Here is a 14,802-nt window from a genome sequence, read left to right as displayed (position 1 = left end):
GCGAGCACCCCCACCAACTGGGTCCGCCCCCCCATGGTGACGTTGACGGCCGTGCGCGAGTCGCTCCCCGTCACGGGGAACCCCTGGCTGAACGCATTGGCGAGGTTGGCGGCGGCCTGCCCGAGGAACTCCTGGTTGCTGTCCAGCTTGTAGCGGAACTTGTCGGCGTAGAGACGGCCCGTCAGCACGGAGCCAGCGTAGTTGACGAGCGCCAGGCTGAAGGCGGCGGGGAGCAGCGCCCGTATGTCCGCGAAGCGCAGGGATGGCAGGCCTGGAGTGGGGGGCCCCGCGGAGAGCGGGCCCACGACCTTGATGCCCCCGTGCTCCAACTGGAACAGCGCCCCCGCCGCCGTGGTGAGGGCCACCAGGATGAGCGGACCGGGCGCCTTGGGGAGCAGCCGCCGCAGCAGCACGAGCGCGGTGATGATGCCCAGCCCCAGCAGGAGCGTGGGGATGTGGGTCCGGTGGAGGTTGGCGGCGACCTCGAACACCTGCCCAGAGAAGGTGTTGGACTGGCGCTCCAGCCCGAAGAGCCGCGCGAGCTGGCTGCCGATGATGATGAGCGCCGCGCCGTTGATGTAGCCGATGAGGATGGGCTTGGACAGGAAGTCCGCGAGCGCGCCCAGCTTGAGCAACCCGCCGAGCAGGCTCAGCGCGCCGACCAGCAGCGCCAGCAGCGCCGCCAGCGAGGCGTAGCGGGCGGCGTCCTCCCCCGCGGCCATCGGCGCGAGCGCCGCGGCGGTGAGGATGGCGGCGCCGGCCTCCGGGCCGATGACGAGGTGCCTGGAGGGGCCGAACAGCGCATAGGCCACCATCCCCACCACGCCCGCGTAGAGCCCCGCCGCGGGGCGCACGCCCACGAGCTGCGCATACGCCAACCCCTGGGGGATGAGCATCGCGCCAATGGTGAGCGAGGAGAGCAGGTCCGTCCGAAGCCAACGGCGCTGGTAGCGGCGCGCCTGCCGCAGCCCCGGCGGGCCCCGCCGTACCGCCCGCCACGTCCGCGCCGCCAGGTCGCTCACCACCATTTCCCTCTCGTGCCGTCGACTCGTGACACGCTGCGAACGCCGGGCGCGCTTCGCAACACACGGCTCCCGCGCATGCGGTGCCTGGAGTGGCCGGCTGCCCGGGGCGAATGGCGCGCCGGGGACGTCGTCCCCATCCCTGCTTCGTTCGCGGGCCGCCATGCGCTGATGGCGGGGCTCCTCTTGCTGCTGGCGGGCGTGCTGCGGCTGGGGCGAATCGCCCAATTCTCCTGTCCCTTCGGCCACGCCGGGCGCCATCGTCTGCCTCAAAAGCCAATCGCGGGCAGCGGAGGCAAGGGGCTCCCATCCATCGCCCGCTCCAATGACTCCGCGTAACGGCGGATGCCCGCAAGCCACGAGGCGTCCTTCTGACGATGCTCCGTGGCCGCCAGGATGCGGTGCAGCGCCTCACGCGCCGCCCGGTGCGCCTCTTCCTTCCGCGTGTGCTGGCCCACGGCGCCCACCAGCCGCAGCAGCCGGAGCACGACAGCGGGTTCGGTGGCGCCGTAGCGGAGCGTCTGGTCCGTGACCAGGTCCAGGTAGTCGCGCAGCGACGGAGCACGAAGGAAGACGCGCGGGCGCCCAGACGTGTCTGGCACCACGCGGAGGCCCAGCCGCAGCCGGCTCAGTTCGCACATCAGGAAGGTGAGCTGATCCAACGCCTCCACCGCGGTGTAGGGGTCGTTGATGCCCGGCGACAGGGCCTTGACGGCCACGTCCACCAACTGGCGCACGCCCAACGCGACGTCCACGTCCTCGTCCCGCCAGCGGTCCGTGCGGATGGCCCGGAGCAGGAGGGCCTCGGCCTCCTCGCGCGAAGCGGGGGAGGGGCGGTCATCCGCCGCGAACCAGCCCACTTCGCCGCCTTGAATCACCGGCTCGCCGATGGCTCGCTCCAAATGGACGACGAGCCGCCTCGTCGTCGCCACCTCCAGCAGGGCCCGCGCATCCACGGAGACGACGAAGCCGTTCCGCTGTGCTCGAAGCGGCCACAGCTCACCCGTGGGCGCTGGGACCTCGGCTGGCGCCTTCATGTCCCCCGCGCGCAAGCGCTCCATCCTGTGCGCGACACGCAGCGTGTCCACGCGCACCCGCTGGACGATGTTCTCCACGCGCATGGTCTGAAGCGTATGGAGCACCTGGAAGATGAGCGCGCCCTCGCACGCCACGAGCAGCAACAAGGCCAGACTGAGCGCCGGACGCGGCGCGCGCCCCGGTTCTGAGACAAGCCCGAACTCGTGCGTGGCCACGAGGCAGAAGACGCTCGTGGCGACGAACACCGGAATCACCACGCGGATGCCCGCTCCGTGCAGGAAATGGCGCAGCAGCCGTGGCGAAAACTGACCGGCGGCGTTCTGCACCACGAGCATGGAGAGGGACAGGACGATGCTCAGCGACGTCAACGCGATGCCCAGCGCGGTGGAGAGCATGTCTCGCGCCTCCGGGGCGGTGGCCTGCCATGCGACACCGCGGAGGACTCTTGCCACGAACGCGGGCGGGTCTACGAACATTACGCCCAGGCCTGCCCCGACCGCCGCCCCCACCACGGGCGTGAGCCACAACCGGCGCCGCAGCCACCAACGGAGTGGCTGGGTATTTCGGGGTGGACCGTGCCTGGGGGCACCACGTCCCATGACCGTGCGGGACAGTGCCCGGATGCCCGCCATGCGCAGTCCCTCCGTGACGGCACTGGCCCTGCGCCAGCGCGCTCAAGCCGACCGGCCCCGGCGACCAGGCGTGCCCCTGGGGGCCCTTCCTGGCTTCCAGCGACGAGCCCACCCACCAGAGACTGGGAACGCGCAAGCCTGGCGGCAAGACGCATGAACGGGGCGGGGACCCGCGGGCGGAGCGCTCCGCCTCGGGGGTTCCCGCGCCGCGTGTGGCGCCAGCCCCGGCGGCAAGGGCCCGGCGGCCCGCATCCCCGCCTAGAACTGCAGGTACACGTACGGGCGCGTCTCCACCGCGGACAGGTGGCGGATGCCCAGGCCGAGCACCACCAGCACCGCGGCGCGCACCGGCACGGGCATGCGGACGAAGAGGTCCGACGACACCGTGTAGAGCTTCATCGGCACGGCGTGGAAGAACACGGCCGCCGCCAGCATGGCCCACACCAGCGGGCTCACGTTGGCGATGCCGGGCACTCCCGCCATCATCCGCTCGTAGAACTCACCCGCGTGCGTCATGTCAGCCGCCCGGAACACCACGCGCGTCAGCACGACGATGGTGAACGTCGTCAGCATGCCCAGCGCCACGCGGGGGACGCCCGGGGACTCGGGCTTGCCCACCGACCACTCCCAGCAGCGCGACACGCACAGCGCCACGCCGTGCACCGCGCCCCAGACGGCGAAGCGCCAGTCCGCGCCGTGCCACAGGCCGCCCAGCACCATCACCGTCATCAGGTTGAACAGCACCCGCGGCTTCGACACGCGGTTGCCGCCCAGCGGCCGGTACAGGTAGTCCCGCAGCCAGGTGGACAGGCTCAGGTGCCACCGGTTCCAGAACTCGCCGATGTTCTTCGCCAGGTACGGCCGGTTGAAGTTCTCCGGGAACTGGAAGCCGAACAGCGCCGCCACGCCAATGGCGATGTCCGAGTACCCCGAGAAGTCGTAGTAGAGCTCGAAGGTGTAGGCCACCGCCGCGACGATGCACTCCGCGGAGGCGTACTTCTCCGGCGCGGCGAAGACGGGGTCCACCAGCCCCGCGCCCAGCACGTCCGCGATGACCAGCTTCTTCACCAGGCCCACCGCGATGCGGAACAGGGCGTGGCCACCGGCCTCGGGCGTGAGGCCCGGCGTCTGGCGGAAGTGCGCCATCAGCTCCGACGCCCGGACGATGGGGCCGCTCACCACGCGCGGGAAGAAGAGCAGGTACAGCAGGTGCTCCAGGAACGAGTGCTCCGCGCTCGCCTTCCCCCGGTACACGTCCACCGTGTAGCTGATGGCCTGGAAGACGAAGAAGGAGAGGCCCACCGGCATCAGCAGGTTGAAGGGCTCGGCGCGGACCTCGATGCCCCACGGCGCCAGCAGCGACAGCAAGGTCTGCCGCAGCATCTCCAGGTACTTGAAGCCCGCGAGCAGGCTCAGGTTGGAGACGACGGACACCGTGACGAGCGCCTTGCGGACCCCCTGGGACTGCGCGCGGGCCATGCCCTTCACGCACAGGTGGTCCACCGTGACGCCCACCAGGAAGATGAGGATGGGGAAGGGCGTGAAGGCCGCGTAGAAGAAGAGGCTGGCCACCAGCAGCACGCCGAGGCGCGGCCCGTAGTGCCGGTGGACCGCCCAGTACAGGGCGAACACCGCGATGACGAAGACGAGGTACTGGACGCTGTGCGACAGCACGTCAGTTGTCCTCCACGCGCGAGGTGGGGCCCGCCTTCTTGTGGGCCTCGTACGCCGTGAGCAGCTCCCGGGAGAAGGCCCCCGCCAGCCGCGCGTAGCCTTCCGGAGTCAGTTGGACGCCATCCGCGTGGCCCAGCGCGGGCTGCGCGCGCTGCCAGCGCAGCATGGAGCGCTCTCCACCCATGGCCGCGCGCGTGGACCAGTACGCGCACCCCGCGTCCTTCGCCACCTGCGGCAGCGTGTTCAGCACCGACGCCAGCGAGGGCGTCTCGCTCCACCGGCCGTTGGCGTCCCGCGCCAGCCGGTCCGTGGGGCCCATCACCAGGCACTCCGCGTTGGTGGCCTTGCGCAGCCGCGTCAGCATCGCGGTGTAGTCCCGGCGCAGCGCCGAGGCATCCAGGCCCGGCTGGTTCGCCTCGTCGGTGCCGTACCAGAACACGAGCAGGTCCGGCCGCCGCGACGCCAACTGCGCGTCCACCGCCGCCGCGTCCATGGCCCCCAGGGTCGACGCCGTGGCACCGGGAAGGCCCAGCGCGTCGTACACGACGCCCGGCGTGTCGTACTCCAGGGACGCCCCCAGCACCGTGACAGGGCCGTCCTTCGGCGCCGTCACCTCCACGGTGTGCGAGGCCCCCGTGACGGGGAAGGAGCGGATGCGCACGGTGGGCTGGGTCAACGGCTCCGGCAAGGGCGCGTCCGGTGGCAGCAGCTCGCCGTCCACCGCGATGTCCGGCGCGCGCACGTCCGGGGCGTCCAGCGCGTACAAATCCAACCGGCCCGAGGTCTCCTTCGCCTCCGGGCAGTCCTTGCAGAACTGGATGCGCAGCTTCGCGCCCGGACCGCCCACGGCGCGGATGCCCGTCAGGCCCCACAGGCCTCCGGGGGGCGCGTCCTTGGCGTCCTCGAGCGTCCACTCCCCTTCCAGCGCGCGCGTCACGCCCGCGGGCTCCAGCCGGGGAGAGGCCTTTCCGGCGGCGATGAAGCCCCGGCCCGCGTCGCCGAAGCGCTTCGTCAGCACCTCGCGCACCGCGTCCGTGAACTCATGCGATGCGGTGTGCGTGCCGCCCAACTGCGCGACGCCCACGCGGAGGGACTCGCCGGACTCGCGGCGCTTCAGCTTGTCGAACGTGCGCGTCAGCGCGGTGTCCGCGTTCTGCAGGCCGGTCGGGTCCGCCACGGCCACCAGCGGCGCCCGGCTCTTCGCGAACGTGCGCTGGAGCGACAGGTCGAAGAGGTGGCCCAGCAGGTCGGAGCCTCGGGCGCGCGGGTGGACGAGGTCGTCCAGCATCAGCCCTTCCTCGAGCCAGCGCATCGCGGAGCCCTCGCCGCCCATGGCGGCGTAGGCGTCCCAGAACGCGCAGCCGGCCGCGCGGGCCTCCTCGCGGTAGATGCCGCCAATCTCCCGGGTGCCCCGGCGCGACACCACCTCGCCGCTCATGGTGCGCACGCCCGCGTCGATGGGCGCCATCAACAGGCACGCGGCGTTCGGCACGTTGGCGCGCACGCGGGACATCAACGCCTTTATCTGCGCGCGCACCTCGTCCAGCGTGGTGCGGCCTCGCGAGTAGAAGAAGGCCTCGTTGCCGCCCACCATCATCACCACCAGGGACGGCTTGCGCTGCCGCAGCTGCGCGCGGAAGGCGGCGGGCTGGGCGCGCAGGTACACCTCCGCCATGCCGCCCAGCAGGCCCACCGTGTCGTAGACGACGCCCGGCGTGCCCGTCTCCAGCGCCATGCCGTGCAGCTCCACCTTGCCGGACGTGGTGAGCGTCAGCGACTTCGCGCCCCGCGGCAGCGTCACGCGGGCGAAGGCCGCCTCCGACTTGCTCTTGGAGAAGCCTCGTGTGTGGATGCGCTGCAGCGGCTTGCCGTCCACGGAGAACTGCACGGAGCCGCTGGCGGGCTGCGCCAGGAAGAAGAGCTCCGCCACGCGCGAGCCCGTCACGTCATAACGCGTGCTCTGGGAGCCCTTCTCCGTGCTGAAGGCCACGCCCGTCCAGCCCACCCGGTCGCGGGGCCACTTGGAGTCCACCAGCCGCTCGATTTCCCAGCCGTCCGAGCCCCGGCCGGAGCGCGTCCAGCGGCCCGCGCTGGCGGGGCGGGTGATGAAGAGGAAGCCCTTGCCGCCCGCGCCGAAGCGCTCCTGGAGCCGGTCGCGCACCAGGTCGGTGATGTGGTCGGAGGCCACCAGCGAGTCGCCCAGGTGCACCACGCGCACCGGTGTGCGCCGGGTGTCCTCGCGCAGCTCGGCCAGGGCCCGGGTGTAGGGCGCCAGCCCGTCCTCCAGGCAACTCCCGTCCGGCCCCGCCTTGCGGCAGTTGAGCTCGATGTCCACGTGCTGGGCGCCCATCCGCTCGCGCAGGGCCTCCAGGTCCTTCGCGCGCGCCAGGGTGGGGGCGCTCAGCTCCTCCAGGCCGATGCCCGGCGCCGTGGGCACCGTGGGCAGCGGCTCCGCCACCAGGGCGCCGGCGTCGACCTCGTCCTCCACCTCTTCCGTCTCCGCCGGTGGGCGTTTGGCCGCGCCCGCCCCCGCTGTCATCACTTCTCCGGGCGGACGCGCGGCGCGCCCGCCCGACAGCGAGGTCGGCAGGACGAGCGCCACCAGCTTCTCGGGCAGGGGTCCCCGCTGGAGACTCGGGAGGGGCCGGAGGGCGTCTGGGACCGGGGCAAGCGACAGCCCCAGCGCCAACGCGACGGTGAGGATGAGCGTCAGCCCGGTGGATCTGGCCTTGAGGAAGTCCAACAGCGCGGCATGAGACTGGCTTTTGGGTGGCGGGTCAAAACTCTCACCACCCTTCGTGGCCTCGCCGTCTGGAGGGCGGGCAGGCGAGTCCCTCTTTCCCGGCAAGGCCGAAACGGTATGGTGCGCCGCCATGGCAACACCCGCAATGGCCCTCTACCCCGTCATCATGGCCGGTGGCTCCGGCACCCGCTTCTGGCCGCTGTCCCGTCAGGCGCGGCCCAAGCAGTTCCTGCCGCTGGCTTCCAAGCTGCCGCTCATCACCGACACGTCCGCGCGCCTCAAGGGGCTCGCCTCGGTGAAGGACACCTTCATCGTCTGTGGCCCCCTGCACGCGAAGGCCGCGGCGAAGCTGGTGAAGGGGCTGCCCAGGGCGAACCTGCTGGTGGAGCCGGTGGCGCGCAACACCGCGCCCGCCATCGCCCTGGCCGCGGTGCAGGTGGCCGCGCGCGACCCCCAGGGCATCATGGTGGTGCTGCCCTCCGACCACCACGTGGCGGACGTGCCCGGCTTCAAGCGCACGCTCGCGGACGCGGCGGACCTGGCGGAGGCGGGGCACATCGTCACGCTGGGCATCAAGCCCTCGCGCCCGGAGACGGGCTACGGCTACATCCAGGTCGGCGCGGCGCTGGAGGGCGGTGGCCGCAAGGTGCGGGCCTTCAAGGAGAAGCCCGACCTGGAGACGGCGCGCGGCTACGTGTCCTCCGGTGACTACCTGTGGAACGGCGGCATCTTCGTCTTCCGCGTGGACGTCATCCTGGAGGCCTTCGCGAAGCACATGCCGGAGATGCAGAAGGGCCTGGACGCCCTGCGCAAGGCCGCGGGCAAGCGGACCTTCGGTGCGGTGCTGAAGAAGGTGTTCCCCAAGCTGCCCTCCCTCTCCATCGACTACGGCGTCATGGAGAAGGCCTCCAACATCGCGGTGCTGCCGGGGGACTTCGGCTGGTCGGATGTCGGCTCGTTCGCGGCGATTCCCGAGGTGCGCCCCGCAGACGCGAACGGCAACGTGGTGTCCGGCAACCTGGCCGTGGTGGTGGACTGCCACAACTGCGTGGTGCTGGCCGACAAGCGTCCGCTGTCCGTGGTGGGCCTCACCGACATGGTGGTGGTGGACTCCGGCGACGCGGTGCTCGTGGTGCCGAAGGACAAGAGCCAGGAGGTGCGCAAGGTGGTGGAGGCGCTCAAGGCTCGCAAGCTGACGAAGTACCTGTAGGCGTCCAGGTGGGGCCAGGTGCGCTGGAGAAACGCCCGGTTCCCACCCTGGAAGAAGTACCGGCGGCGGGCCCCTGATTCACCGGTGACCTCGCTCTCTTGGGGGCTTGCTCTGTCGATGAGTGGACAAGGGTCCTCTGCACGCCGGTTGCAAGGCCCCCACCGCCTGCCCCGCTCCGGGGCGACAGAGGGTGGTGGGGTATGGCCTGCATGCGGTGTGACGTGGACCATCCGGCCGAGGCGTCTTGCGCGGCGGTGCATGACGGCGTCGCAGTGTCGGCGAGCTGCCTGGAGGGACAGCGGCACGGGCCGCTCGTCTTCCGCCGCTGGTTGGGGGCGGGGGCGCTGGGCACGGTGTACCTGGCGGAGTATCTCCCCACGGGGCACCGCTTCGCGGTGAAGGTGCTGCACCCGCACCTGGCGGCGCGGCCGGCCATGCAGCGCCGCTTCTACGCGGAGGCGCAGGCGCTGCGCGAGCTGGTCCACCCGCACGTGGCCCGCGTGCTGGACGCGCGCCCGGGCCCCGGCGGCCTCCCGTGCCTGCTGATGGAGTACGCCGACGGTGAGTCCTTCTCCCGGCTCCCCATGCCGCTGGCGCCGGTGGAGGCGGTGGAGCTGCTGGGGCAGACGCTGGAGGCCGTGGAGGCCGCGCACGCGCGCGGGCGCATGCACTGGGATTTGTCCGCGGACAACCTCGTCCTCACGCGGGATGCGCGGGGGGAGCGCCGGGTGAAGGTGCTCGACTTCGGCGCCAGCGCCATCCTCAGCTCGAGCCTGTCTCCCGAGGAGCGGGCGCGCGGCATGGTGGTGGGCTCGCCGGCCTTCATCGCGCCCGAGCAGTGGTCCGGTGAGGCCGTGGATGGCCGCGCGGACGTGTACGCGCTGGGCGTGGTGGGCTACCTGCTGCTCACCGGGCGGCTGCCCTTCGGCGTCGGCCGCGCGGGGGAGCTGGCGCCGCCGGAGCCGCATGTCCTCAACCCGTGCGTGCCGCCCGCGCTGTCCTCGGTGCTGCTGCGGGCCCTGGCGCCGCGGCCGGCCGAGCGGTTCCCGGATGCCCGCGCGTTCCGCGAGGCGCTGGCGCGTTGCATGGATCCGCGTGCCCTCGCGGCGGAGCGCGAGGCGGCGCTGGTCGATGACGTGGAGCTGCTGGTGGACATCGACCTCGCGTTCGACATGGACGAGGACGCCGCGTCCCAGGCGCCCATCCTGCTGCTGCCGGAGATGCGCGTGCCGGAAGGCAACGTCACCATCTTCGGCCAGGCGATTCCGGAGGACGGCGCCACGCCGCTGCACCTGGCGCTGCGGGCGGCGGCCCATGCGGAGCCGGTGCTGGAGGCGCCAGCCCCGCGCGTCGCCGCGCCGGTGGGATTGGAGGTCCGCGTGAAGCTGGCGGAGGGCTGGACGCGGGTGGTGGCCAGCGACATGTCCGTGGATGGCTTCTTCGCGGCGTGGGACGGCGCGCTGCCGCCGCTGGCCGCGCGCCTGGGCGTGGAGCTGTCCTTCGCGGGGCGCACCCTGACGTGCGAGGGCGACGTCGTCCGCCATGTCACGGGGGACGAGGCCCGGACCTGGGGCGTGGCCGCGGGCGCGTTCCTCCACTTCGACGAGCCCTCGGCGGCGCTGCGCCAGTGGGTGGCGTGGATGCTGGAGGAGGGCCGCCGGCCACAGCCGCGTCCGGATGGAGAGCTGGCGCGGCTGCTCGCCCGGGCCGCGGAGGCCGCGAAGGACCCGTATGCCCTGCTGGGCGCGCGGCCCGACGCGGACTTCGAGGAGATTCGCCGCCGGGCCAGCGCCGCCCTGCGCCGGCTGGACGGCTTCCGCGCCCGTCCGCTGCCGTCCGGGCAGCGCCGCGCGCTGGAGGCCCTGCGGGGCCGGGTGGAGTCCGCCCGGTGCACCCTGGGCGAGCCGCTGAGCCGCGCCGGCTTCGACGCCGTCCGAGGCAACCTGCCCGGGCTGGCCCGCTGCGTGGAAGCAGGGCTGCCGGACGAGGAGGTGGAGCCCCTGCGTCACGCCTTCCTGTCGGCCCGGCCGGGCGCGGAGGGCCGGGCCCGGGTGCTCTTCACCCAGGGGCACGCGCTGGAGGCACAGCGGGCCCTGCGCGCCGCGCTCTCCCGGTATGCGAACGCGCTGGCGTTGGACCCGCTCAACGTGTCGTGGCTGCGGCACTACCAGGAGCTTCGCCAGCGGGCGCAGGGGCTGACGCCCTCCATGCCCCCCGTGCTTCACGAGGGGGGCCTGGCTCCTCAAGCCCTGCTTCCGTAGCGCGGGAGCCCTTTGATGCCCCTTGGCCCTCCAACGGGCCAGGGGCGCCCTCTGGCCGGGTGCCCCCCTGGCCCGCGCTCGTGTAGAGTCCGCCGCCCTCTGCCATGCCCTCCGTCATCACGGGGGCGGGGACACCTTCATGAACGCGCACATCTTCCGCGAATACGATATCCGAGGCCTGGTCGATAAGGACCTCACCACCGAGGTGGTGGAGCTGCTGGGCAAGGGCCTGGGCACCATCATCCGTCGCCAGGGCGGGCGCTCCATCGCGGTGGGCCGCGACTGCCGCGAGTCCTCCACCCGCTTCCGGGATTCGCTCTGCGCGGGCCTCACCTCCACGGGCCTCAACGTGTTCGACGTGGGCGTGGTCCCCACGCCGCTGACGTACTTCGCCGCCAACACCCTGCCGGTGGACGGCCTGGCGATGATTACCGGCAGCCACAACCCGCCCGAGTACAACGGCTTCAAGATTGGCGCGGGGAAGACGACCTTCCACAGCCACGAGATTCAGGCCCTGCGCAAGCTCATCGAGGCGCGGGACTTCGAGGTGTCGCCCAAGCCGGGCACGGTGACGCCGTACGACATCATCACCCCGTACAACCACTTCGTCCGCCAGACGGTGAAGGTGGGCCGCAAGGGGATGCGCATCGTCATCGACGCCGGCAACGGCACGGGCGGCGCCATCGCGGTGCCGCTGTTCGAGAGCATGGGCTTCGACGTGGTGCCCCTGTTCTGTGAGATGGACGCGACGTTCCCCAACCACCACCCGGACCCGACGGTGGTGGAGAACCTGGAGGACCTCATCGCGGCGGTGAAGCGCGAGAAGGCCGAGGTGGGCATCGCCTACGACGGCGACAGCGACCGCATCGGCGTCATCGACGACCAGGGCAACATCCTCTGGGGCGACCAAATCATGGTGCTCTTCAGCCGCTACGTGCTGAAGGAGAGCCCGGGCGCGGCCATCGTCGGCGAGGTGAAGTGCAGCTACACGCTGTACGACGACATCGCGAAGCGCGGCGGCAAGCCCGTCATGTGGAAGGCCGGGCACTCGCTCATCAAGTCGAAGATGAAGGAGACGCAGGCGGAGCTGGCCGGGGAGATGAGCGGCCACATCTTCTTCAAGAACCGCTACTTCGGCTTCGACGACGCCATCTACTCCACCGCGCGCCTGCTGGAGATTCTCACGCACGAGAAGGCGACTCTGTCGGAGCTCCTGTCCGACGTGCCGAAGACGTACGCCAGCCCGGAGCTGCGCTTCGACACGAAGGAGGAGAAGAAGTTCGAGATGGTGAAGCGCGCCACGGAGACGCTGCGCGCCGCGGGCCACGACATCATCGACGTGGACGGCGTGCGTGTGACGTTCCCCGACGGCTGGGGCCTCATCCGCGCCTCCAACACGCAGCCCATCCTGGTGCTGCGCTTCGAGGCCAACACGCCCGAGCGCCTCAAGGAAATCCAGGCCCTCATCGAGGGCACCGTGGCGAAGGTCAAGGTCGAGGTCGGGGGCTGACATGACGACGCCGCGCATCCTCGCCATCAGTGGCAGCCTCCGGACCGGGAGCTTCAACAGCAAGCTCCTGGACATCGCCGTCGCCCACGCCCGCGCGCTGGGCGCGGAGGTGGACGTGGTGGACCTGAAGACGCTGGAGCTGCCCGTCTACGACGGCGACGTGGAGGCCAAGGCCTTGCCCGCTCCCGTGGAGGCGCTGCGGGAGCGGCTGGGCAAGGCCCAGGGCCTGCTCATCGCCAGCCCGGAGTACAACTCCTCCATTCCAGGCGGTCTGAAGAACGCCATCGACTGGGTGTCCCGCCCGCCCGGCAGGCTCTTCCAGGAGAAGTGGGTGGCGATGATGGGCGCCACCCCCGGCGTCTTCGGCACCGCGCGCATGCAGCCGCACCTGCGGCAGGTGATGGCCTCCGTGGGGGCGCACGTGCTGCCCACGCAGGTGCACCTGGCCCGCGTGTCGGATGCCTTCACTCCGGACGGGAAGCTCAAGGACGAGGCGCGCCAGAAGGAAGTGGAAGGCCTGGCGGCCGCGTTGGTTTCCAAGCTGAAGCCCTGAGAGGACGCGCCCATGCCAACGCTCGGAATCGACCTGGGGGGAACCTTTGCCCGCGCCGCCGTGGTGGACGAGGTGGGCCGGCTCATCGCCGCCTCGAAGGTGGCCCTGGTGGAGCGCAGCCCCTCGGGGGTCGTGGAGACCATTGCCCAGGCTGTCTCTGACGCGGTGAGGGTCGCCGGCGTGCCCCTGGGCGCGTGCGGCGTGGCGGCCGCCGGGCAGATTCACAAGGACTCGGGCGTGCTGTCGGTGGCTCCCAACCTGGGCTGGCGCAACGTGCCGCTGGGCGCGCTGCTCACGGCCCGGCTGGGCCAGCCAGTGCGCGTGGTGAACGACCTGTCCGCGGCGGCCTGGGGTGAATTCAACGCCGGCGCGGGCCGGGGCTCGCAGGACATGCTGGTGGTGTTCGTGGGCTCGGGCGTGGGGAGCGCCATCATCGCGGGCGGACGGCTCGTGGACGGCGGCGGCGGCGTGGCGGGCGAGCTGGGCCACATCAAGGTGGTCCCCGGCGGACGCCGCTGCGGCTGCGGGGAGCTGGGGTGCCTGGAGGCCTACGTCGGTGGTCACAACCTCATCGCGCAGACGCGGGAGCTGCTCGCCAGCGGGGGTTCGCCGGAGGTGGCGCGGCTGACGGGCGGCGACCCGGCGCGCATCACGCCGGTGACGCTGGAGAAGGCGGCGGAGGCGGGCGACGTGGCGGCCGTTGAAGTCTATGAGCGGGCGGCGCAGTTCCTCGCGTTGGCCGTGGCCAACCAGGTGACGATGCTCAACCCGGCGCGACTGGTGCTGGGCGGCGGCGTGCTGACGCACTGCCCGGGGCTGCGGCGCCGCGTGGAGGAGGGCGTGCGCGCCTGGTCCTCCACCACGTCGCGCGAGGGCCTGCTCATCGCGGACGCGGAGCTGGGAGACGACAGCGGTCTGATTGGCGCGGCGTTGCTGGTGAAGTAGTCCGCGCCCCTTTCCGGAGGAGGAGGCATTCCATGGCCGAGCACAAGGGCATCGTCACGTTCAAGGGTCAGCCGGTGACGTTGGTGGGGGACGAGGTGAAGGTGGGGGACGCGGCTCCGGACTTCACCGTCTTCAAGGGGCTCAACGACGCCGTGCGGCTGTCCGACGTGAAGGGCAGCGTGGTGGTGGTGAGCGTGGCGCCCAGCGTGGACACGCGGGTGTGCGCGGCGCAGCTTCGCGCGTTCAACAAGGAAGCCACAGCGCTGGGGCCGGACGTGAAGGTGTGGTTCGTCACGCTGGATTTGCCCTTCGCGCTGGGGCGCTTCATCGGCGCCGAGGGCATCCAGAACGTCACCACGCTGTCGGACTACAAGGACCGCGAGTTCGGTGAGAAGTACGGCGTGTACATGAAGGAGTTGGGGCTGCTCGCGCGCAGCACCTTCGTGGTGGACCGTGCGGGCAAGGTCGTGTTCCGGGAGATTGTCCGGGAGATGACGCACGAGCCGGACTACGACGGCGCGATGAAGGCGGTCCGCGAAGCGCTGTGATTGCAGTTCAGCCGCGCTCCGGTGGCTTCCAGCGCCGCAGCGCGGTCTGCTGCTCGTAGGGCTGGGGCGACGGGTAGGTGATGAACTCGATGAGGGTGCCCCAGGGGGTCCGGGCGTAGCAGAAGGCGTTGCCGGGGCCTTTCTCCAGGGCTGGTAGTTCGTGGGGGCTGGAGAAGACCTCGCCCCCCGCCGCCTGGAAGCGCGCGAGCGCCGCGTCCATGTCATCCACGTAGACGGCCAGGTGCTGGATGCCCAAATCGTTGGGGCGCGCGGGTGGGCGCTGCTCGGGGGCTGTGTATTCGAACAGCTCGAGGCTGGGGCCGTTGCCCAGCCGGAGCAGCCGCATCGCGCGGATGCTGGAGCCTGGAATGAAGCGCAGGCGCCGCTGCAGGTCCGCGCCCTCCTGGGGCGGCTGTCCTCTCTCCAGGCTGTCGTGGAGGACCTCGGCGCCAAGGGCTTCGATGAAGAAGGCCGTCGCCACATTGAGGTCCGGCACGGTGATGCCGACATGGTCGATGCCGCGTACTCCGGGAGAGGCCGAAGGCATGGCGCGCACGCTCCTGAACGAGATGGAACGCCAGACTGCTGGGCTCCTCCACGGTGCGGTCACGTGGCGTGTTCCGTCAATGTGTGGTGCCCCTCGGGGTGGGTGGGTGTTCATTCATG

At 71.4% G+C, this 14,802-nt stretch carries 11 protein-coding genes; 6 read left to right on the top strand and 5 right to left on the bottom strand.

The genetic code is table 11. The features are described from left to right. The 4 genes from G4D87_RS19695 to G4D87_RS19680 all read right to left on the bottom strand — a co-directional run. The coding region (locus tag G4D87_RS19695) for a SulP family inorganic anion transporter (RefSeq protein WP_205507646.1) at nt 1-1,028 on the bottom strand (1,028 nt) is incomplete at its 3' end. A gap of 263 nt (nt 1,029-1,291) precedes the next feature. Continuing rightward, a complete protein-coding gene (locus tag G4D87_RS19690) occupies nt 1,292-2,659 on the bottom strand; it encodes a DUF2254 domain-containing protein (RefSeq protein WP_240358424.1) in 1,368 nt (455 codons plus the stop codon). Nucleotides 2,660-2,950: 291 nt separating this feature from the next. Continuing rightward, nucleotides 2,951-4,366, bottom strand: coding sequence for an MBOAT family O-acyltransferase (locus G4D87_RS19685; protein ID WP_163783602.1), 1,416 nt, complete (start codon nt 4,364-4,366; stop codon nt 2,951-2,953). A gap of 1 nt (nt 4,367) precedes the next feature. After that, nucleotides 4,368-7,241 (bottom strand): GDSL-type esterase/lipase family protein, encoded by a 2,874-nt coding sequence (locus G4D87_RS19680; protein WP_163783601.1) that lies wholly within the window; start codon nt 7,239-7,241, stop codon nt 4,368-4,370. Between the two features lie 13 nt (nt 7,242-7,254). Here G4D87_RS19680 and G4D87_RS19675 point away from each other — a divergent pair, with 13 nt between their 5' ends. The 6 genes from G4D87_RS19675 to tpx all read left to right on the top strand — a co-directional run bounded on the left by G4D87_RS19675 (nt 7,255) and on the right by tpx (nt 14,136). Beyond that, nucleotides 7,255-8,319: a mannose-1-phosphate guanylyltransferase gene (locus G4D87_RS19675; RefSeq protein WP_163783605.1), complete on the top strand. Its 1,065-nt coding sequence runs from the start codon at nt 7,255-7,257 to the stop codon at nt 8,317-8,319. 200 nt (nt 8,320-8,519) lie between these two features. Continuing rightward, nucleotides 8,520-10,580: a serine/threonine-protein kinase gene (locus tag G4D87_RS19670; RefSeq protein ID WP_163783600.1), complete on the top strand. Its 2,061-nt coding sequence runs from the start codon at nt 8,520-8,522 to the stop codon at nt 10,578-10,580. Nucleotides 10,581-10,719: 139 nt separating this feature from the next. After that, nucleotides 10,720-12,090 (top strand): phosphomannomutase/phosphoglucomutase, encoded by a 1,371-nt coding sequence (locus G4D87_RS19665; RefSeq protein WP_163783599.1) that lies wholly within the window; start codon nt 10,720-10,722, stop codon nt 12,088-12,090. Nucleotide 12,091: 1 nt separating this feature from the next. After that, nucleotides 12,092-12,643: an NADPH-dependent FMN reductase gene (locus G4D87_RS19660; protein ID WP_163783598.1), complete on the top strand. Its 552-nt coding sequence runs from the start codon at nt 12,092-12,094 to the stop codon at nt 12,641-12,643. Between the two features lie 12 nt (nt 12,644-12,655). Beyond that, entirely contained in the window at nt 12,656-13,588 is a 933-nt protein-coding gene (locus G4D87_RS19655) for an ROK family protein (protein WP_163783597.1), read from the top strand. 32 nt (nt 13,589-13,620) lie between these two features. Then, entirely contained in the window at nt 13,621-14,136 is a 516-nt protein-coding gene (gene tpx / locus G4D87_RS19650; protein ID WP_163783596.1) for a thiol peroxidase, read from the top strand. 7 nt (nt 14,137-14,143) lie between these two features. Here the strand turns inward: tpx and G4D87_RS19645 are convergent, their stop codons facing one another. Continuing rightward, the gene (locus G4D87_RS19645) at nt 14,144-14,683 is read right to left on the bottom strand and encodes a VOC family protein (protein WP_240358423.1); all 540 of its coding nucleotides are present in this window, start codon (nt 14,681-14,683) and stop codon (nt 14,144-14,146) included. Nucleotides 14,684-14,802 lie beyond the last annotated feature (119 nt).

Origin of the sequence: Myxococcus vastator (genome assembly GCF_010894475.1) — a bacterium.
GTDB classification, from domain to species: Bacteria; Myxococcota; Myxococcia; order Myxococcales; family Myxococcaceae; genus Myxococcus; species Myxococcus vastator.
The sequence above is the reverse complement of the archived record's forward strand: the minus strand, read 5'-3'. Positions and strand labels throughout refer to the sequence as shown.

Excerpts from the sequence above, each read along its gene's own strand:
- G4D87_RS19690 (WP_240358424.1), bottom strand. The coding sequence starts at position 2,659 with ATGGGACGTGGTGCCCCCAGGCACGGTCCACCCCGAAATACCCAGCCA.
- G4D87_RS19680 (WP_163783601.1), bottom strand. The coding sequence starts at position 7,241 with ATGGCGGCGCACCATACCGTTTCGGCCTTGCCGGGAAAGAGGGACTCG.
- G4D87_RS19675 (WP_163783605.1), top strand. The coding sequence starts at position 7,255 with ATGGCCCTCTACCCCGTCATCATGGCCGGTGGCTCCGGCACCCGCTTC.
- G4D87_RS19670 (WP_163783600.1), top strand. The coding sequence starts at position 8,520 with ATGGCCTGCATGCGGTGTGACGTGGACCATCCGGCCGAGGCGTCTTGC.
- G4D87_RS19665 (WP_163783599.1), top strand. The coding sequence starts at position 10,720 with ATGAACGCGCACATCTTCCGCGAATACGATATCCGAGGCCTGGTCGAT.
- G4D87_RS19660 (WP_163783598.1), top strand. The coding sequence starts at position 12,092 with ATGACGACGCCGCGCATCCTCGCCATCAGTGGCAGCCTCCGGACCGGG.
- G4D87_RS19655 (WP_163783597.1), top strand. The coding sequence starts at position 12,656 with ATGCCAACGCTCGGAATCGACCTGGGGGGAACCTTTGCCCGCGCCGCC.
- tpx (WP_163783596.1), top strand. The coding sequence starts at position 13,621 with ATGGCCGAGCACAAGGGCATCGTCACGTTCAAGGGTCAGCCGGTGACG.
- G4D87_RS19645 (WP_240358423.1), bottom strand. The coding sequence starts at position 14,683 with ATGCCTTCGGCCTCTCCCGGAGTACGCGGCATCGACCATGTCGGCATC.